Source organism: Clavibacter michiganensis subsp. insidiosus, from assembly GCF_002240565.1.
Classification (GTDB): domain Bacteria; phylum Actinomycetota; class Actinomycetes; order Actinomycetales; family Microbacteriaceae; genus Clavibacter; species Clavibacter insidiosus.
Genome location: NZ_MZMO01000001.1, coordinates 1,114,513 through 1,133,253, shown reverse-complemented (window position 1 = coordinate 1,133,253; position 18,741 = coordinate 1,114,513). Strand labels below are relative to the sequence as shown.

15 protein-coding genes and 1 tRNA gene are annotated in these 18,741 nt (G+C 73.0%); 2 read left to right on the top strand and 14 right to left on the bottom strand.

Annotated features, from left to right (window positions below):
* Positions 1-5 precede the first annotated feature (5 nt).
* Genes B5P21_RS05725 through B5P21_RS05710 form a run of 4 tightly spaced genes read right to left on the bottom strand, consistent with a single transcriptional unit; the run spans position 6 to position 3,964 of the window.
* Complete coding sequence (locus tag B5P21_RS05725; RefSeq protein WP_227077681.1) at positions 6-455, bottom strand: ATP-binding protein; 450 nt, start codon at positions 453-455, stop codon at positions 6-8.
* Entirely contained in the window at positions 445-783 is a 339-nt protein-coding gene (locus B5P21_RS05720; RefSeq protein WP_045528808.1) for an STAS domain-containing protein, read from the bottom strand. Before B5P21_RS05720 ends, B5P21_RS05725 begins: the two co-directional genes overlap by 11 nt.
* Entirely contained in the window at positions 780-2,771 is a 1,992-nt protein-coding gene (locus B5P21_RS05715) for a glycosyltransferase family 2 protein (protein ID WP_094170892.1), read from the bottom strand. Before B5P21_RS05715 ends, B5P21_RS05720 begins: the two co-directional genes overlap by 4 nt.
* Positions 2,768-3,964 (bottom strand): PP2C family protein-serine/threonine phosphatase, encoded by a 1,197-nt coding sequence (locus B5P21_RS05710; RefSeq protein ID WP_094171402.1) that lies wholly within the window; start codon positions 3,962-3,964, stop codon positions 2,768-2,770. Before B5P21_RS05710 ends, B5P21_RS05715 begins: the two co-directional genes overlap by 4 nt.
* A 176-nt stretch (positions 3,965-4,140) precedes the next feature.
* Here B5P21_RS05710 and B5P21_RS05705 point away from each other — a divergent pair, with 176 nt between their 5' ends.
* Positions 4,141-5,295 (top strand): acyltransferase family protein, encoded by a 1,155-nt coding sequence (locus tag B5P21_RS05705; protein WP_094170891.1) that lies wholly within the window; start codon positions 4,141-4,143, stop codon positions 5,293-5,295.
* A gap of 17 nt (positions 5,296-5,312) precedes the next feature.
* Here B5P21_RS05705 and B5P21_RS05700 read toward each other — a convergent pair.
* The 9 genes from B5P21_RS05700 to B5P21_RS05660 all read right to left on the bottom strand — a co-directional run bounded on the left by B5P21_RS05700 (position 5,313) and on the right by B5P21_RS05660 (position 13,742).
* A tRNA-Leu gene (locus tag B5P21_RS05700) sits at positions 5,313-5,387 on the bottom strand.
* A 114-nt stretch (positions 5,388-5,501) separates the two neighbouring features.
* Entirely contained in the window at positions 5,502-6,989 is a 1,488-nt protein-coding gene (locus tag B5P21_RS05695; protein ID WP_094170890.1) for an NAD(P)/FAD-dependent oxidoreductase, read from the bottom strand.
* Positions 6,990-7,026: 37 nt separating this feature from the next.
* A complete protein-coding gene (locus B5P21_RS05690; protein ID WP_045528818.1) occupies positions 7,027-8,310 on the bottom strand; it encodes a S8 family serine peptidase in 1,284 nt (427 codons plus the stop codon).
* Complete coding sequence (locus B5P21_RS05685; protein WP_045528820.1) at positions 8,307-8,822, bottom strand: DUF501 domain-containing protein; 516 nt, start codon at positions 8,820-8,822, stop codon at positions 8,307-8,309. The genes B5P21_RS05690 and B5P21_RS05685 overlap by 4 nt, the downstream gene beginning before the upstream one ends.
* Entirely contained in the window at positions 8,819-9,376 is a 558-nt protein-coding gene (locus B5P21_RS05680) for an FtsB family cell division protein (protein WP_045528822.1), read from the bottom strand. The genes B5P21_RS05685 and B5P21_RS05680 overlap by 4 nt, the downstream gene beginning before the upstream one ends.
* 86 nt (positions 9,377-9,462) lie before the next feature.
* Complete coding sequence (eno, locus tag B5P21_RS05675; protein ID WP_094170889.1) at positions 9,463-10,743, bottom strand: phosphopyruvate hydratase; 1,281 nt, start codon at positions 10,741-10,743, stop codon at positions 9,463-9,465.
* Between the two features lie 115 nt (positions 10,744-10,858).
* Positions 10,859-12,166, bottom strand: coding sequence for a histidine--tRNA ligase (gene hisS / locus B5P21_RS05670; RefSeq protein ID WP_045528826.1), 1,308 nt, complete (start codon positions 12,164-12,166; stop codon positions 10,859-10,861).
* Positions 12,167-12,178: 12 nt separating this feature from the next.
* The gene (locus tag B5P21_RS05665) at positions 12,179-12,814 is read right to left on the bottom strand and encodes a TetR/AcrR family transcriptional regulator (protein ID WP_045528828.1); all 636 of its coding nucleotides are present in this window, start codon (positions 12,812-12,814) and stop codon (positions 12,179-12,181) included.
* 154 nt (positions 12,815-12,968) lie between these two features.
* Positions 12,969-13,742, bottom strand: a complete 774-nt coding sequence (locus B5P21_RS05660) for a nucleoside triphosphate pyrophosphohydrolase (protein ID WP_094170888.1) — start codon at positions 13,740-13,742, stop codon at positions 12,969-12,971.
* Between the two features lie 107 nt (positions 13,743-13,849).
* Between B5P21_RS05660 and B5P21_RS05655 the strand changes: the two genes are divergently transcribed.
* Entirely contained in the window at positions 13,850-15,076 is a 1,227-nt protein-coding gene (locus tag B5P21_RS05655) for a Na+/H+ antiporter NhaA (protein ID WP_045528830.1), read from the top strand.
* Between the two features lie 24 nt (positions 15,077-15,100).
* Here the strand turns inward: B5P21_RS05655 and mfd are convergent, their stop codons facing one another.
* Positions 15,101-18,733: a transcription-repair coupling factor gene (gene mfd / locus B5P21_RS05650; RefSeq protein WP_045528832.1), complete on the bottom strand. Its 3,633-nt coding sequence runs from the start codon at positions 18,731-18,733 to the stop codon at positions 15,101-15,103.
* Positions 18,734-18,741: the final 8 nt, after the last annotated feature.

Here is an 18,741-nt window from a genome sequence, read left to right as displayed (position 1 = left end):
GCGCATCAGCCGCGCAGCCTGACCAGCCGCCAGCGGTTGCTGCCGTCGGTGCGCTCGTAGGTGAGGTCGTCGAGGACCGCCTGCGCGAGCGCCAGCCCGCGGCCGCTCTCGCTGAGGTCGTCGGGCATGGAGACGCGCGTGAGGTCGACGACGGCGGGCTGGCCGTCGTCCTCGAACAGGGCGACGATGCGGTCGTGCTGGCAGATCACGGTCATGGTGAACGTCACGGGGTAGCCCGCGCGCTCCCCCACCGCGACGCCGTGCTCGACGACGTTGCCGGCGATCTCCACCACGGCCGTCTCGAACAGCATCCGCTCGGTGTCGCTCACGTCGTGCGCCTGGTCCCACACCGCGGCGATCACGGCGTGCACGGCGGCGAGGCTCTCGTCCACCGCCGGGAGCGTGACGTTGGCCCGCACCGGTGGCGCGTGGTGCGTCATGCCCTCATCGGTCACGGAACACGCCCTCGGGCGAGTCGTGCACCGTGAGCACGCGGTTGAGGTTCGTCAGCTCCAGCACGGCCTTCACCTGCGCGTTGGGGCGGGCGAGGCGGAGGTCGCCCCCGGCCTGGCGGGCGCGCTTGAGCCCCGAGACGAGGGCGCCGAGGCCGGAGGAGTCCATGAAGTCGGTGCTGCCGAGGTCCACCACGACGAAGGGCCGGCCGCCGTCGATGACCTCGGTGATGATCGTGGTGAGCTGCCGCGCGGAGACCATGTTGAGGCGGCCGGTCGGCATGACGACGCTCACGTGCGTTCCCTGCTCGTTGACTGCGATGTCGATCATGCGTCCTCCTTGGCCGGCGTGAAGCCCCGGTAGCGGGCAGCACGGATGATGATGCTGAAGATCGCCAGGTCGAAGACGACCCAGGCGAGGTTGGTGAACGTGCCGAGCGGCGTCGCCTGCCCGACCGCGAGGCGCAGCAGGCCGATCGCGGACGCGACGATGAGCGCGCCGATCACGTAGAGCTGCGGCTTCACGAGGTCGTACCGCGGCTTCCCGCTCTCGGCGCGGACCTTCGGGGTCACCGCGAAGTCGAGGGGCCGGCGGAAGAACACGTTGCCGACCGCGGTGGTGACCGACGAGATCCACACGGGGAAGAGCGCGAGCGAGTACTGCTGCCCGCGCCAGGTGCGCTTGCCGCGGCCGACCACCGCGAACAGGAGCTGGTTCACGAGGAGGAACGGGATCAGGCGGCTGAAGAAGTCCGTCGAGAGCGCCTGCACCGGGAGCACGCCGAAGACGAGGTAGATGATGGGCGCCGCCACGTACACGAGCGCCGTGAAGCCGGAGAAGTAGCTCCACATCGTGGCGAAGTACATGAGGCGCTGCGGGATCGAGAGCGCCTTCTGCAGCAGCGGGTTCTCGCGGAAGAAGACCTGGATCGTGCCCTGCGCCCAGCGGAGCCGCTGGGTGAGCATGGTCGGCAGGTCCTCCGGCGCGAGCCCGAACGCGAGGACCTCGTCGTGGTACGCCGACTTCCAGCCGAGCCCGTGCAGGCGCATGCAGGTGGCCATGTCCTCGGTGACCGAGATGGTGGCCAGCGGCATGATCGACTGCGCGTCGTCGTCGCGGTGCACGTCGATGTCGCGGACGATCGCGCGCACGGCGTCGAGCGCCCCGAGGGGAGACCAGTCGCGCTGCGCGAGGCGCGTCATGGCGCTCTCGTCGACGAGCGAGACCGCGTCGCGCTCGGCGGAGTGGCGGCCGGCGAGCGCGGCGATCTCGGCGAGGTCGGCGTTCAGCGCGGCCATGTCGTCCTGCACCATGCGGGCGGCGATGGAGTCGACGCGCTTCTGGAAGCGGTAGGTCACGTCCGCCAGCGCCTGGCCGCGGCGGAGCTCGGCGCGGGCGCGGCGCACGTCGTAGGCGACGTCGTCGAGCGCCTTGCGGAGTTCCCGCTGGTCGGGCTCGAGCTCCTCGCGGGCCTTGTCGATCACGTCGCCCGCGGTGCGGAGCGCACGGAAGACGCTGATCTCGATGTCGGTCACGTACCGCGAGACGCCGAGCAGCATGAGGGCCTCGCGGCGGAGGATGGCATTGGATCCGCAGAAGAACGCCGCGTTCCAGCCGTCCTTGCCCTGCTGGATGGGGCCGTAGAACAGCGGCGCCTGGCTGCCGAGCGGATCCGCGTCCGGCACGTTCACGAACACCTGCGGCGTCTGCACGATCGCCATGCGCCGGTCGTCGAAGTAGCCCAGCGTCTTGTCGAGGATCTCGGGCACGGGCACCTGGTCGGCGTCGAGGATGAGCATGAACTCGCCCTCGGTCGTGAGCAGCGCGTTGTTGAGGTTGCCGGCCTTCGCATGGCGGGCGCGGCCCGACCAGTCGGCCGAGCGCGTGATCCAGCCGATGCCCTCGGCCTCGGCGAGGTCGCGCAGCTCGGTGCGGTTGCCGTCGTCGAGCACCCACGTCTTGTGCGGGTAGGTGATGCGCTGGGCGGCGCGCGCGGTCTCCATCACGAGGTCGAGCGGCTCGTTGTACGTGGCGATGAACACGTCGACCGTGAGCCCCGGCTGCGGCGCGGGCGGCTTCGGCCGGTCGCGGGCGCGCCACATCGTGAGCCCGAACAGCAGCGAGTCGATGAGGCTGTACGTCTCCGCGAGCACGAGCGGGATGGCGATCCAGAGCGCCTCGGGGTTCACCGAGAACAGCAGCCGCCAGACGATGTAGTTGAGGCCGAGGATCGCCGTGACCACGGCCAGGAGGCGGATGAACGCGAAGCGCAGCGGCGACCGGCCCGTGGTCGGCGCGCGGTGCGTCGAGCGGCTCACGCGCGGCTCACGGCGAGGACGGTCACGTCGTCGAGCGGCGTGCCGGCGGACGCGAGGGCGCGGACGCGCTCGATGAGCGCGTGCACGCCGCCGGCCTCGGTCACCAGGCGGCCGATCGACGCGAATGCGGGCGAGCTGCCGCCGAACATGTCGAAGAGGCCGTCGCTGAAGGTGACGAAGGTGTCGCCGTGGGCGAGCACCACGTGGCGCTCCTCCCAGCGGTGGTCGGGGTCGATGCCGACGGGCATGTCGCTCGTGTCGAGGTGGGTGACGCGGCCGTCGGCGTGGACGACGATCGTCAACCCGTGCCCGGCGTCGGCGTAGCGGAGGAGCCCGGAGGCCTGGTCCAGGTGCCCGTGCTGCAGGGTGACGAAGGAGCCCGTCCGGTCGAGGTCGGCGTCGAGCGAGCGCGACGCGTCGGTGACCATGAGCCCGGTGTCCTCGAGGACGCCCGCGCCGTAGCGGTCGGCCGTGCTCGCGATGCCGCGGAGGACCGCGCGGACGGTGGCGGTGAGGATGGCGGCGCCGGCGCCCTTCCCCATCACGTCGGCGATGGAGAAGCGGAGGCCGGACGCGGTGCGCTCGTAGTCGTAGAAGTCGCCGCCCACGACCTGCGCGGGCACGCACACGGCCGCGATCTCGTAGCCGGGGATCTCGACCTCGGCGGCCGGCAGCAGGGCCGACTGCACCGCCTGCGCGCGCTCCATCTCGACGCTCGCGACGAGCTCGCGCTGCACCCACTCGGCGAGCTCGGCGAAGAGCGCGAGCTGGCCGGCGTCGAGGCCGCGCGGCTCCACGTCGTAGAGGCAGAACGTGCCGATGACGAGGCCCTCGGGATCCCGCAGCGGGTGCCCGGCGTAGAAGCGGATGTGCGGCTCGCCCGCGACGGTGGGCAGGTGCCGGAAGACGGGGTGCGCCTGCGCGTCCTCGACGACGAGGACCCGCTCCTCGCGGATGGTGGTGTCGCAGAAGACGCTGCTGATGGGCGTCTCGGACATCTCGGCACCGGCGCACGACGCGAACCACATGCGGTCGTGGTCGGCGAGGCCGATGGTCGACAGCGGCACGGCGAACGCCGTGCGGGCGAGGCGCGTGACGCGGTCGAAGCGCTCCTCGGGCGGGCCGTCGAGCAGCCCCAGGGCCTCCACGGCGCGCTGTGCCGCGGTCACCCGTGCGTCCTCGATCAGAGTCATCCCCGCCCCCTCGCCGACGTGGACCCCCGTCCACGGCACCCGAATCGCCGGGTGCACTCAGCTTACGTGGCCTGATCCATAGGGGACGTACTAAGTATCGCTACGCGGATGACACCGGTGGTCGTCCCAGTGGTCGCGGACCGACTGCTAGCCTCGGGAGCGGATCGGGGGGTTCCATGGCATCAGCACGACGACCGGAGCTCCCCTACCTCGACGGCATGCGCGGCGCCGCCGCCCTCGCCGTGGTCGCGTTCCACGCGTTCCTCTACACGGGGCTCATTGGGCAGGCCTGGCGCGACCTGCCTCTCCTCGGCTGGATCACCGGCTACGGCTACCTCGGCGTGCCCGTCTTCATCGTCCTGTCCGGCTACGTGCTCATGCTCCCCGTCGCCGGCCGCCCCGGGCTCGACCTCCGGCACGGCACCGCGACCTTCCTCCGACGGCGTGCCCGGCGCATCCTCCCGCCCTACTTCGCGGCCCTCGCGCTGAGCCTGCTGATGGCGCTCGCGATCCCCGTGATGCGCGACGGCCGCGGCACCGCGTGGGAGAGCGCGGCGCCCGCCACCCCCGCCGGCATCGTCTCCCACTTCCTGCTGCTCCACGACCTCTCCCCCGCGTGGGTCAGCCAGGTGAACGCCCCGCTCTGGAGCGTGGCCGTGGAGTGGCAGATCTACTTCCTCATGCCGCTGGTGCTGCTGCCGCTCTGGCGCCGCTGGGGCGGGCTGCCCGTCGTCGCCACCGCCACGGTGGTCATGACCGGCGCGTCGCTCGCGGGCTTCGCGCCGTGGGCGTGCCCGTGGCTGCTGGGCCTCTTCGCCGCGGGCATGCTCGCCGCCGAGCTCACCGTCGGCGCGCGCCCGCGCTGGGCGTCCGACCGGCTGCTGCTCGCGGTGGCCGTGGGCGCCGCGGCCGTGCTGCTCCTCGGGATCACGGTGCTGCAGGGCAGCGTGTGGGCCGCGGAGCTCGTGGCGGGTGCGGGCTTCGCGTCGCTCCTCGCCTGGGCGGGCGCGCGCACCATGGCCGGGTCCCGTCCCCGCGCGCTCGGCGCGTTCGTCAGCCGTCCGGCGCAGCGGATCGGCCTCGTCTCCTACAGCGTCTACCTCGTGCACAGCCCGTTCCTGGCGCTCGGCAACCTCCTGCTGCTGCCGCTCGGGCTGCCGACGGGCGCGCACGCCGCGCTGATGCTGCTGGTCGTCGCGCCGCTCGCGGTCGCGGCCGGCTTCGGCTTCTTCCACCTCGTGGAGCGGCACTTCCTCAACACGCGGCAGGTGCACGTGACGGAGGCGACGGGTTCGGACGCGGCGCCGGTCACGCCCAAGCCCGCGGCCTGAGCGGCCCGCCTCGGCCGTGCCCCCGCAGGGACTCGAACCCTGACCTGTAGCGATTTTAAGTCGCCCGTCTCTGCCAATTGGACTACGGGGGCGTGGCGCCGGGGCGCTGACGACAGCCTACGGTCGGCCGGCGGATCCGATGTGCCCGGGCATGACGACGGCCCGCACGCTGCTGCGTGCGGGCCGTCGTCGGTGGTGCGGGTGGATCAGGCTGAGGGCTTCTCGTCCGTCGTCTCGACGCTGGGCGACGAGCTGTAGCTGCCCGCGAGCGCCGGGGACTTCTCGCCCTCGGTGGGCGCGTCGGCCTTGTCGTCGGCGGCCTTCTTGGCGGGCGCCTCCTCCTTCTTCACGGGAGCGGCCGGCGCGGCGTCCGCGGCGGGACGCGGGCGCGAGGCGAACGTCTCGAACGCGGTGCGCGGGGTCTCGCGCGCCTCGAGCGAGACGATGTCGCGGCCCCAGACCAGGTTGTTCACCCAGCCGGTGACGACGCGCGCCTTGCGCTCGAAGGACGGGATCGCGAGGCCGTGGTAGCCGCGGTGCATGACCCAGGCGGGGAAGCCGGTGATGCCGAGCTTCCCGGACTGGAACGCGCCCTGGTAGAGGCCGAGGCCCGCGACGGCGCCGAGGTTCTTGTGGAAGTAGTCGGTGATGCCCTCGCCGCGGAGGCTCGCGGTGAGGTTCTTCGCCATGAGCTTGCCCTGGCGGACGGCGTGCTGCGCGTTGGGCACGCAGAAGCCGCCGACGCCGCCGCCCGTGAGGTCGGGGGTGGCCGCCACGTCGCCGGCGCCCCAGGCGTCTGCCACGATGCCGTCGTCACCCTCGACGCGACCGTCGGCGCGCACGCGCAGGCGGCCGCGCTCCTCGATCGGGAGGTCGGTGTTCTTGAGCATGGGGCTGGCCATGACGCCCGCGGTCCAGACGATGACGTCGGACTCGAACGACTCGCCGGTCGACAGCTCCACGACGCCGCCGACGGCGGACTTGAGCTGCGTGTCGAGGTGCACGTTCGCGCCGCGCTCGGCGAGGTTCTTCAGCACCCAGTGGCTCGTCTCGAGCGACACCTCGGGCATGATGCGACCCATCGCCTCGATGAGGTGGAAGTGCGTGTCCTCGAAGTCGATCTCGGGGTACTTCTTCACGAGGTCGGTCGCGATGCTGCGCATCTCGGCGAAGACCTCGATGCCGGCGAAGCCGCCGCCGACCACCACGAAGGTGAGGAGGCGCTCGCGCTCGGGGCCGGCCGGCAGCGTGGCCGCGCGGTCGAAGTTGGCGAAGATGCGGTCGCGGATGGCGACGGCCTCCTCGATCGTCTTCAGGCCGATGGCCTCGTCCGCGACGCCCGGGATCGGGAACGTGCGCGAGACGCTGCCCGCGGTGACGACGACGATGTCGTACGCGAACTCGTACGGCTCGCCCACGGGCGGCGTGATGGTCGCGGTCTTCGACGCGTGGTCGATGCCGGTGACCTTCGCCGTGACGACGTTGGTGGTGCGGAGGTGGCGGCGCTGCGAGACGACCGCGTGGCGGGGCTCGATGGATCCGGAGACCACCTCGGGCAGGAACGGCTGGTACGTCATGTACGGCAGCGGGTCGACCATGGTGACCTCGGCCTCGCCGGATCGGAGGTGCGACTCGAGCTTCCATGCCGTGTAGAAACCGGCGTAGCCGCCGCCGACGATCAGGATTTTGGGCACGATGGATGACTCCCTGCAGGTTGTGGTCGAAATCAGGCTACCCCTTCCGGAGCAGCCGCCTGAAATGCCGCCACGCCACGACCGCCATGGCCGCCGCGAGCGCCGCGAAGACGGAGAGGACGAGGGCCGGGATCCCGACCTGGCGGAGCTCGCCCGCGGTGGGCAGGGCGTCGGCCGCGGGGTCGGCGGTGGGGGCGTCGGCGGGCACCGCGGGCGCGGCCTCCGGCGTGGCCGAGGCGGCGGGATCCGGCGTCGCGGCGGGCGCACGGCGGTACAGCCGCACCCACTCCTCGAGGTCACCCAGGGGCTTCCCGCTCGCGGGCGCGACGCCGTCCGTCACGGCGGCGGACGCGTCGACGAGCCCGCGGCCGTAGATCTCCGGCTGCCCCTTCTGCCGTGCGGTGGCGAGCACGCGCTCCACCACGTCGTCGGCCTTCAGCTCCGGATGCGCGGCCCGCACGAGCGCGACCACGCCGGAGACGAGGGGTGCCGCGCCGCTGGTGCCGCTCCACTGCACGTACCGGCCGCCGGGCTCCACGCCCACGAGCTGCTCGCTGGGCGCGGCGACGGCGATGGTGATGCCCTGCGACGACGCGTCGAAGCTCGCGGCGCCCGCGCGGTCGACGCCCGCGACCGCGAGTACCCCCGGGATCGTGGCGGGCGCGCCCACCTCGGTGGTGCCGCTCCCCCGGTTGCCCGCCGCCGCGACGACCACGACGTCGTGCTGGTAGGCGTAGAGGAACGCGCGGTCCCAGCTCTCGGGCCAGTCGAGCGAGTTGCGGGTGAGGGACATGTTGATGACGCTCGCGCCGTTGTCGACGGCCCAGCGGACGGCGTCGGCGATCTGCGCGTCCTCGTCGCGCGCGCCGGGGGTCGGGCCGCCGAGCGCGACCGAGACGCTGAGGACGCTAGCCGCCGGGGCGACGCCGATCACGCCGGATCCGGTGCCCGTGCCGCGGCCGGCGAGGAGCGACGCGACCTTGGTGCCGTGCTCGTTCGAGGCGCCGACGGGCTTCGAGCCGTCCGCGGATCCGACGCCCGAGACGTCCGTGCCGCCCACGACCGCGCCGCGCAGGTCCGCGACCGAGGCGTCGACGCCGGTGTCGATGACGGCGACCTTCACGCCCTCGCCGCGGGTGGTCAGCCAGGCCTGCTCGATGCCGTAGTCGGCGAGCCAGTACTCGCGCTCGCGCACGGGATCCGCCTGGGCGGGCGTCGCCGCGGTGAGCGCGGCGGCGAGGGCGAGGATGCCGGCGGCGGCCACCCGGGCCGCGCGCCGCACCGGCCGGATCGACGGGCGCGGGCCCGGCGCGAGGATCATGCCGCGTCGTGGTCGGCGCACTCGCAGACGTCCGGCGACCAGGAGGCCCGGGCCAGCGCGATGTCGCCGATGGGGTTCACGCCGGGACCCGCCGCGAGCGCGTGGCCCGCGAGGGCGTGCAGGCACTTGACGCGCACGGGCATGCCGCCCGCGGAGACCCCGGCGAGCTCGGGCACGACGAGGATCGACTCGCGGTCGGCGAGGTAGGACGCGTGGGCGGCGGCGTACGCGTCGCGCAACGCCTCGTCCTCCGCGAGGTCGTCCTGCAGCTCGGCCATGACGTGCTCGGCCTCGAGGTGCGAGATGGCGGCCGTGGCCGCGGGGTGGCACAGGTAGTAGAGCGTGGGGAACGGCGTGCCGTCGGTGAGGCGCGGGGCGGTGCTCACGACGGTGGGGTTGCCGCAGACGCAGCGGGCGGCGATGCCGACCACGTCGCGCGCGGGGCGGCCGAGCTGGGCGGTGACGACGCGCACGTCGCGCTCGGAGGGCGGGTCGAAGGGGGGTCGGGTCACTGGTCGCCTCCCTGGACGGATCCCTGGAGCTGGTCGGGCGGGGTGTCGCTGAGGGCGCTCGTGAGCGCGGATCCGAGGAGGGCCTGCACCCAGTCCTGCTTCGTCTCCTGCAGGTCGGCGCTGATGGGCGCGCCGTCGGGCGTCGTGGCGGCGTCGCCGGATGCGGCGGGCAGCCCGCGGACGAGGTAGCTCGTCTCGCCGGGCATCACGTAGAAGAGGCGGTCGCGCACCTGGGCCTTGAGGAAGGCGGGGTCGTCGTAGCGGGCGCGCTGGTCCTGGAGCTGGGCGATGGTGCCCTTCTGGGCGTCCACCGCGCTCTGCAGGCTGCTGAGCTGCTGCCGCTGCTCGAGGTAGATGCGGAGGCCGGGGGCGAGCACCACGACCGTGAGGACGAGGAGCACCAGCACCATCACGGAGAACCCGGAGAAGCGCATGCTGCGGAGCCAGTTGCCCGCGGGGGCGTCGCCGTCGGGCAGCGCCACGGGGACGCGCTCGATGCGCGGGCGCGGGGCGCGGCGGGCGCGGAGGGTGTCGAGGCCGGGGAAGCGGGCCATCGGTCCTCCTTCGTCTGCGGGTCGGGTCGTGCGGGGGTGGAACGGCGATCCGCCCGCGCCGGGTGGGCGCGGGCGGATCGGCCTGGTCAGGCCTGGAAGCGCGGGAAGGCGCTGCGGCCGGCGTAGACCGCGGCCGCGCCGAGGTCCTGCTCGATGCGGAGGAGCTGGTTGTACTTCGCGACGCGCTCGCTGCGGGCGGGGGCGCCGGTCTTGATCTGGCCCGCGTCCACCGCGACCGCGAGATCGGCGATGGTCGTGTCCTCGGTCTCGCCGGAGCGGTGCGAGAGTACCGTGGTGTAGCCGCTGCGCTGGGCGAGGGCGACCGCGTCGAGCGTCTCGGTGAGCGTGCCGATCTGGTTGACCTTCACGAGGATCGAGTTGGCGACGCCGCGCGTGATGCCGTCGGCGAGGCGCTTCGGGTTGGTGACGAAGAGGTCGTCGCCGACGATCTGCACCTTCGCGCCGAGCTCGGCGGTGAAGTGGTCGTAGCCGGCCCAGTCGTCCTCGTCCAGCGGGTCCTCGATGGTGATGAGGGGGTAGGACGCGACGAGGTCCGCGAAGTACGCGGTCAGGTGCGCGGCGTCGACCTTCTGGCCCTCGAACGTGTACGCGCCGTCGGAGTAGAACTCGCTGGACGCGACGTCGAGGCCGAGCGCGATCTGCTTGCCGGCCGTGAAGCCGGCGGCGTCGATGGCCTCCATCAGCAGGTCGAGCGCGGCGCGGTTGCTGTCGAGGTTCGGCGCGAAGCCGCCCTCGTCGCCGAGGCCGGTGGAGAGGCCCTTCTTCTTCAGCAGGCTCTTGAGCGCGTGGTACGTCTCGACGCCCCAGCGCAGGCCCTCGGAGAAGGTGGACGCGCCGACGGGCAGGAGCATGAACTCCTGGATGTCGACGTTGGTGTCCGCGTGCGAGCCGCCGTTGATGACGTTGAGCATCGGGACGGGCAGCGTGTGCGCGTTCGGGCCGCCGAGGTAGCGGTAGCGGGGCAGCTCGGCCGAGTCGGCCGCGGCCTTCGCGACGGCGAGGGAGACGCCGAGGAGCGCGTTCGCGCCGAGGCGGGACTTGTTCTCGGTGCCGTCGAGCTCGATCATCGTGGCGTCGATGATGCGCTGGTCCGCGGCGTCGAGGTCCTGGATGGCTGGGCCGATCTCGTCGATGACGGCGGCGACGGCCTTCTGGACGCCCTTGCCCAGGTAGCGGCCCGCGTCGCCGTCGCGCAGCTCGTACGCCTCGAAGGCACCGGTGGATGCGCCGGACGGGACGGCCGCGCGCGTGAACGTGCCGTCCTCCAGGAGCACCTCGACCTCGACGGTCGGGTTGCCCCGGGAGTCGAGGATCTCGCGTGCGTTGACTGCTTCGATGGCTGCCACGGGATGGTCTCCTTGCGTTGCGGTGAGGGGGTGGGAAGTCGGGTCCATCCTAGCCGCGGGGTCATTCCGGGCCGGGGCGGCGGGGCCTGCGCGCAGGTGTCGCGCAGGTGGCGGATCAGCCGCGCGGGCCGCCGTCGAGCGGGCGCTCCTGGAGGGACGCGGCGTCGGCCGTGTCGGCGTCGACGGCCGCGAACGTGCGGAAGCCCTGCTGCTTGAGCGCCTCGAGGAGCGGCGCGACGTTCTTCGGCCGCGGCTCCAGCCGCACGCGCCGGCCCGACGCGACGAGCTCGGCCTTGAGGCGCGCGAGGACGGCCACCGGGGTCCGCCTGTCGTGCACGAGCGCGATGGCGTCGGCGTCCTCGGCTGCCGGCAGGACGGCCAGGTCGACGATCCGCTCGAAGCCGATGGAGAAGCCGGCCGCCGGCACGTCCTGGCCGAGGAAGCGGCCGATCATGCCGTCGTAGCGGCCGCCGCCGCCCACCGAGCTGCCGGACGCGGGGTGCGCGATCTCGAAGATCGTGCCCGTGTAGTAGCCCATGCCGCGCACGAGGGTCGGGTCGAAGCGGAGCGTGACGCCGTCGGGCAGTCCGACGAGCGCGCCGGCGAGGGTCTCGAGGTCGGCGACCGCGTCGGGGTCGACGCCCGCGGGGAGGATCCCGGTGATCGCCTCGGCCGTGAGCGGCACGCCGCCGTCGGCGAGCGCGGGCTCGATGCGCTCGAGGATCCCGCCGAGCACCGCCGCCGCGTCCGCGCCGGCCTCGGCGAGCTCCGCCACGACGCCCGCCGCGCCGATCTTGTCGAGCTTGTCGATGCTGATGAGCGCCTGCGCCTGACGGTCGGGCGCGAAGCCGCAGTAGTCGAGGATCCCGGCGAGGAGGCGCCGGTCGTTGACGCGGATGGTGCAGCCGGTGAGGCCGAGCGCGGCGAGCGTGGCCGCGGTGGCGGAGATCAGCTCGACCTCGGCCAGCTGCCCGGCCTCGCCGATGACGTCGATGTCGCACTGCATGAACTGGCGGTAGCGGCCCTTCTGCGGGCGCTCGGCCCGCCAGACGGGCGCGGCCTGGATCGACCGGAAGACGCCCGGCAGCTCCGCGCGGTGCGAGGCGTAGAAACGCGCGAGCGGCACCGTGAGGTCGAAGCGCAGCCCGAGGTCGGAGAGCGCGAGCACGTCGCCGGCGTCGGCCGCCGCGTGCAGGTCGTCGCCCGAGAGGCCGCGCTTCAGCACCGAGTAGGCGAGCTTCTCGTTGTCGCCGCCGAGGCCCGCGTGCAGCCGGCCGGACTCCTCGACCACGGGCGTCTCGATCTCGTCGAAGCCGTGCGCGCGGTAGGTGCGGCGGATGATCGCGAGCGCCTGCTCGCGGCGGGCCTTCTCGGCGGGCAGGAAGTCGCGCATGCCGCGGGGCGGCGTGATCTGCTGGGGCATCCCCCGATTCTGTCAGTCGGCGCGGTGCCGGTCGGGCGAGCCGGGCGCGCGCGGGCGGTCCGGCAGGTCGAGCCAGGGTCGGATCCGCGGGACGAACGCGTCGACGAGCGCCTCGAAGCCGCGCATGGCCCGCACGCGGTCGCCGGAGATGACGAAGTCGAACTGCAGGCCGTAGGAGCCCGCCTGCAGGAGGTCGGCGGTGTCGATCGCGACGTCCTCGGGGACGCCGTGCGCGACCATCCACTCCAGCCCGAACCGCCGCCACGCCGCGACGCTCGCGATGGCGTGCGGGCGCACGACGCCGTCCCGGGTGCGCAGGAGCGCGGCCTCGAACTCGAGCCGCTGGAAGTCGCGGTTGACGTCCGTGAGGCGCCACCGCCACGCCTGCGTCGCCCACGCGCGGAGCTCCGTCGCGGGGATCGCGTTCGGATCTCCCGCCGCCATCTCCGCCTGCCGCTGGTCGATGGCGTCCATCGCCGCCTCGAGCAGCCGCTCCTTGGACCCGAAGTGGTAGACGAGCACGAAGGTGCTCTCGCCGAGCGCGTCGGCGAGGCCGCGGAAGGTCACCGACTGGAGCGGGTGCGCGCGGAGGTGGTCGAGGATGTGGGCCAGCAGGTCCTGACGGCGATGCGGATCCGGGGCTGCCACGCCTCACCATAATAACCGTGATGGACAGGCGGCGAAGGCCGTTACCGTGTGATCGCCCAGGTCTGTCCGCCGTCTCCTTCGGGTGGAGGCGACGGACGTGGCGCCCCGGGATCGGGTAAATCCCGGGCGACGCCCCCGCGGGCCGGAGCTCGCCTCAGGCGGACCGGCCCGCGCCGGGGGACGCGTCGCCGGCGTCGATCCCGTCGCCGGTCCCGCCGTCGTCGGCCTGCTCCGCCGCCGGGATCTCCGCCGCCGGGATCTCCGCGGTCAGCGACCGCAGCGTCGTCCGCAGCGCGCGCTCGGCGTCGAGCCCGCGCGATCTCGCGGAGACCACCACCGCGAGCAGCAGCCGGCCGAGGTCGTCCTCGTCGTCGACGGGGATCGCGGCCGGCGCGTCCGCCTCGAGCAGGCCGACGCGCTCCGCCCGGCCGAGCAGCTTGTCGGCGAGCGCGAGGGACGGCATGCCCATCGGGATCCCGTCGACCACGCTCGTGCGCGCCGACTTCTCCCGGTCCTTGGCGGCGCCCCAGACGCGCAGCACCTCCTCGACGGTGTCGGCGCGCTCGTCGCCGAAGACGTGCGGGTGGCGGCGCACCATCTTCTCGGTGGCCGTGCGGGCGACGTCGGCGAGGTCGAAGCCCTCCCCCTCCGTGCGCGCGATGTCGGCGTGGAAGACGACCTGGAGGAGCACGTCGGCGAGCTCCTCGCGCATGCCGGGCACGTCGTCGGTCTCGATGGCCTCGACGAGCTCGTGGCTCTCCTCGAGGAGGTACGGGACGAGCGTCCGGTGCGTCATCCCCCGGTTCCAGACGCAGCCGTCCGGGGCCCGGAGGACGGCCATCGCGGCGGCCAGCTCGGCGACGGCGACGGACGCGGCCTCGGATCCCGACGCGGCGGCGGATGCGGACGGGGACGCGGGCTCGCTCATCCCGCCATCCTCGCACCGGGCCGCCGGTAGGCTGAGGGTCGGTGTGCCGGGAAGTCTGGTCGGCGGCGGGTGACCGTCTCCCCCTCCATCGACCCCGGAAGGCCACCATGACCTCCCTCATCCGTTCCGAGCGCGTCGCCGCCGGACTCCTCCTCCTCGCGGCCGTCGTCGGGCTCGTCGTCGCGAACACGCCGGCCGGGCCCGGCCTCCTCGCGTGGGCCGACGGGCACCTCGCCCTGCCCGCGATCGGCGTCGACCTGTCGCTCCGGCACTGGGTCAGCGACGGCCTGCTCGTCATCTTCTTCTTCATCGTCGCGGTCGAGCTCAAGCACGAGTTCCTCGCCGGCGGGCTGAACAGCGTCTCGCGCGCCCTCGTGCCCGCCATCGCGGCGGTCGGCGGCGTCGTCGTGCCCGCGGGCGTCTACCTCGCGATCACGGCGGGCAGCGGCCTCGAGCGCGGCTGGCCCGTGCCGACCGCGACCGACATCGCCTTCGCGCTGGGCGTCCTCGCGGTGTTCGGCCGCGGGCTGCCCGCCGCCGTGCGCGTGTTTCTCCTCGCGCTGGCCGTGCTCGACGACCTCATCGCCATCGGGATCATCGCGGTCTTCTTCACGACCGACCTCGACGCGGGCGCGCTCGGGCTCGCCGTCGTGGGCGTCGTCCTGTTCGCGGTGGTCGGGCGCCTGGGCGTCGGGCGGACGGGTGCCGTGCGGATCGCCGTGGTCGCGCTGCTGGTGCTCATCGCGCTCGTCACGTGGTGGGCGACGCTCTCCTCCGGGATCCACGCGACCATCGCGGGCGTCGCGCTCGGCTTCGCGCTCCCCCGCCTCTCCGGCCTGCGCGCGGCGCACGCGCTCGAGCCCGTCTCGAACGGCATCGTCCTGCCGCTGTTCGCGTTCTCCGCGGCGCTCGTCGCGATCCCCGCGATCGGCCTCGCGGAGCTCGCGCCGGCATTCTGGGGCATCGCGCTCGCGCTGCCGCTGGGCAAGCTCGTGGGGATCACGGCGGGCGGGCTGCTCGGCGCGTGGGTCGCGCGCCGCCGCGGATCCGCGGGCGGCCTCGCCGTGCCCGACCTCGTGACCGTGTCGCTCCTCGGCGGCATCGGCTTCACCGTGTCGCTGCTGATGAGCGAGCTCGCGTTCGCCGGCCTCGACGACGTGCGCGACGAGGGCACCCTCGCGGTGCTGCTGGGATCCGGCGTCGCGATCGTCGCCGCGGCCGTCACGCTCTCGATCCGCAGCCGCCGCGCTCGCCGTGACGGCACCGCAGATGACGACGACGCGACGCGCGACGACTTCCCGGCGCACGCCGACGGCGGACCGGCCCGCGCCTAGGCGCCGACCGGCCCGCCACCGGGGTCAGGACTTCGGCGCCGACTCCTTCGCCGTCGGCGCCGGCTCCACCACGAAGACGGCGTCGAGCAGCTGCCGCACCCAGTCGACCAGCTCGGCGTCGGGCAGCGGCTCGCCGTCGCGCTTGGGCAGCGGCACGGTGACGGCGTTGGTCTGCGCGAAGAGGCGGCTGCCCGGGTACATGCGCTGCAGGCGAACCTGCTTGCTGTCCGCGAGGTCGGCCGGAGCGATGCGCAGGTTCGGCCCCATCGCGACGACCTCGCTGAGGCCGGCCCGCTGCGCCACGCGGCGCAGACGCGAGACGCGCACGAGGTTGTCGACCTCCACGGGCGGCTCGCCGTAGCGGTCCGCCAGCTCCTCGATGACCCGGTCGATCTGGTCGTCGGTGGCCGTGGGCGACGCCGCGGTGGAGAGCTTCTGGTACGCCTCGAGGCGCAGCCGCTCGCTGTCCACGTACTCCTCGGGGATGTGCGCATCCACCGGCAGCTCGAGCCGCAGCTCGGTCTGGCCCTCGGCGACGTCGCCGCGGAACGTGGAGACGGCCTCGCCGATCATGCGGAGGTAGAGGTCGAACCCCACGCCCTGGATGTGGCCGGACTGCTCGCCGCCCAGCAGGTTGCCCGCACCGCGGATCTCGAGGTCCTTGAGCGCGACCTGCATGCCGGATCCCAGCTCGTTGTTCGCCGCGATGGTGGACAGCCGGTCGTGCGCCGTCTCGGACAGCGGCTTGTCGGCGTCGTAGAGGAAGTACGCGTACGCGCGCTCCCGCCCGCGGCCGACGCGGCCGCGCAGCTGGTGCAGCTGGCTGAGGCCGTACTTGTCGGCCCGGTCGATGATGAGCGTGTTCGCGTTGGCGATGTCGAGGCCGGTCTCGATGATGGTGGTCGACACGAGCACGTCGAACTTCCGCTCCCAGAAGTCGACGATGACCTGCTCGAGCATCGACTCGCTCATCTTGCCGTGGGCCACGGCGACGCGCGCCTCGGGCACCAGCTCGGCCAGCTCCGACGCGACCCGGTTGATGCTCGACACGCGGTTGTGCACGAAGAACACCTGCCCCTCGCGCAGCAGCTCGCGGCGGATGGCGGCCGCGGTCTGCTTCTCGCTGTTCGGGCCCACGAAGGTGAGGATCGGGTGCCGGTCCTCCGGCGGCGTCGCGAGCGTCGACATCTCGCGGATGCCCGTGACCGCCATCTCGAGCGTGCGCGGGATCGGCGTGGCCGACATCGCGAGGATGTCGACGTTGGCCTTCAGCTTCTTCAGCGCGTCCTTGTGCTCCACGCCGAACCGCTGCTCCTCGTCGATGATGACGAGGCCCACGTCCTTGAACGCGATGTTCCCCGTGAGCAGGCGGTGGGTGCCGATGACCACGTCGACCGAGCCGTCCTCGAGCCCCTTGACGGTCTCGCGCGACTCCTTGTCGGTCTGGAAGCGGCTGAGCTGGCGCAGGTGCACGGGGAACCCGGCGAAGCGCTCGGAGAAGGTCTCGAAGTGCTGCTTCACGAGCAGCGTCGTGGGCACGAGCATCACGACCTGCTTGCCGTCCTGCACGGCCTTGAATGCGGCGCGCACGGCGATCTCCGTCTTGCCGAAGCCGACGTCGCCCGAGACGAGGCGGTCCATGGGGATGGGGCTCTCCATGTCGCGCTTGACCTCGTCGATGACGGTGAGCTGGTCGGGCGTCTCCATGAAGGGGAACGCCTCCTCGAGCTCGCGCTGCCACGGGGTGTCCGGCGGGAACGAGTGGCCGCGCGACGCCATGCGCGCGGAGTAGAGCTTCACGAGCTCGACCGCGATGTCGCGGACGGCCCGGCGCGCCTTGCCCTTCGCGGCGGCCCAGTCGCTGCCGCCCATCTTGCTCAGGGCGGGCTCCTCCCCGCCGACGTACCGGCTGAGGAGGTCGAGCTGGTCGGTGGGCACGAAGAGCTTGTCGCCCGGGTAGCCGCGCTTCGAGGGCGCGTACTCGATGACGAGGTACTCGCGCCGGGTCTTCACCGCGTTGCGGCCGCCCGACGAGACCTCGCGCTGCGTCAGCTCCACGAACCTGCCGATGCCGTGCGTGGTGTGCACGACGTGGTCGCCGGGCTTGAGCTGCAGCGGATCCACCACGTTCTTGCGCCGGGTCGCGAGCTTCTTGACCTGGCGGCTGTCGTAGCCGGCCGCGCGCCCGTAGAACTCGCTCTCGGTGAGGAGCGCGAGCTTCACCTCGGGCATCTCGAAGCCCGCGTCGATGGCGGAGCGGAGCAGGTAGGCGATGCCGGGCTCGGGCTCGGTGGGGAACTCCTCGACCACGCGAGCCGGGACGCCCGCCTCGCGGAGCACGGTGTCGGCGCGCTCGACGAGGCCGGATCCCTGGGCGACGACGCCCACGCTCCAGCCGGCAGAGAGGCGCTCGCGCACGTGCTCGATGGCGCCGTCGGCGTTGCCCGCGAAGCTCGGTACGGGATCCGCCTGGATGCGCACGGTCATGACCTCGTCGATCCCGAGGTCCTCCGGGAGCACGTCGGTGGCCTGGAAGCCGGAGAGGGTCCACCAGCGGCGCGGCCCGCGGGCGTCGCGCAGGCGTCCGAGGGAGAGGAAGTCGCCGGACGCGAGGTCGATGGGCGCCTGCGCGCCCGCGGTGGCGGCGTTCCACGCGGCGTCGAGGAACTCGCGGTTCGTGTCAGCGAGGCTCTGCGCGCGGGTGGACACGCGCTCGGGCGAGACCACGGCGATGGCCGCGTCCACCGGCAGGTAGTGCGTGACGGGCACGAGCCGGTCGACGAGCGCGGGGGCCAGCGACTCCATGCCCTCCACCGGGATGCCCTCGGCGATCTTCGCGAGCATCTGCTGCAGGTTCGGGAACTCGTGCTGCATCTCGCGGGCGCGCTGGCGCACGGGCGCGCTCAGCAGCAGCTCGCGGCTCGGCGGCAGCTCCACCGAGGTGATCTCCTCCTCGAGCGAGCGCTGGTCGGCGACCGCGAACGGCCGCATCTGGTCGACCTCGTCGCCGAAGAACTCCACGCGCACGGGGTGGTCGGAGACGGGCGGGAACACGTCGAGGATGCCGCCGCGCACGGCGAACTCGCCGCGGCGCGTGACCATGTCGACGCGCGAGTACGCGAGGTCGACGAGCCGGACGGCGAGCTCGGAGAGGTCGTGGCCGCGGCTGCCGGTGGCGAGCTGCACGGGCGCGAGCTCGGTGAGGTTGTCGGCGACGGGCTGGAGGGCCGCGCGCACCGACGCGACGACGACGAGCGGGCGCACCTCGTCGGCCGGCACCTCGCGGGCGCCCTGACCGAGCGCGGCGTGCCACTGCTCCATGCGGCGCAGCGCGTGGATCCGCTTGCCGACGATCTCGGCGCTCGGGCTGAGCCGCTCGTGCGGGAGCGTCTCCCACGCGGGGAACTCGAGGATCTCGGCGTCCGGGAGCACCGCGTCGAGGCTGCGGCGCATGCCCTCGGACTCGCGGCCGGTGGCGGTGACGACGAAGAGGCACCCCGGGATGCCGCGCTGGATGCGCTGGCGCAGGAGCCCCGCGAGCAGCGGCCCCTGGAGCCCCTCGGTGAGGGAGAAGTCGGCGTCGCGGGAGGCCGATGCGAGGGCGTCGTCGAACGTGGAGGCGCGCGCGAGCGCCGGGATCAAGCCCTGGAGGATCACCAGATGAT

Bases quoted from the DNA above. Each gene is read 5' to 3' on its own strand.
- B5P21_RS05720 (WP_045528808.1), bottom strand. From the start codon at position 783: ATGATCGACATCGCAGTCAACGAGCAGGGAACGCACGTGAGCGTCGTC.
- B5P21_RS05710 (WP_094171402.1), bottom strand. From the start codon at position 3,964: ATGACTCTGATCGAGGACGCACGGGTGACCGCGGCACAGCGCGCCGTG.
- B5P21_RS05705 (WP_094170891.1), top strand. From the start codon at position 4,141: ATGGCATCAGCACGACGACCGGAGCTCCCCTACCTCGACGGCATGCGC.
- B5P21_RS05690 (WP_045528818.1), bottom strand. From the start codon at position 8,310: ATGATCCTCGCGCCGGGCCCGCGCCCGTCGATCCGGCCGGTGCGGCGC.
- B5P21_RS05680 (WP_045528822.1), bottom strand. From the start codon at position 9,376: ATGGCCCGCTTCCCCGGCCTCGACACCCTCCGCGCCCGCCGCGCCCCG.
- hisS (WP_045528826.1), bottom strand. From the start codon at position 12,166: ATGCCCCAGCAGATCACGCCGCCCCGCGGCATGCGCGACTTCCTGCCC.
- B5P21_RS05660 (WP_094170888.1), bottom strand. From the start codon at position 13,742: ATGAGCGAGCCCGCGTCCCCGTCCGCATCCGCCGCCGCGTCGGGATCC.
- B5P21_RS05655 (WP_045528830.1), top strand. From the start codon at position 13,850: ATGACCTCCCTCATCCGTTCCGAGCGCGTCGCCGCCGGACTCCTCCTC.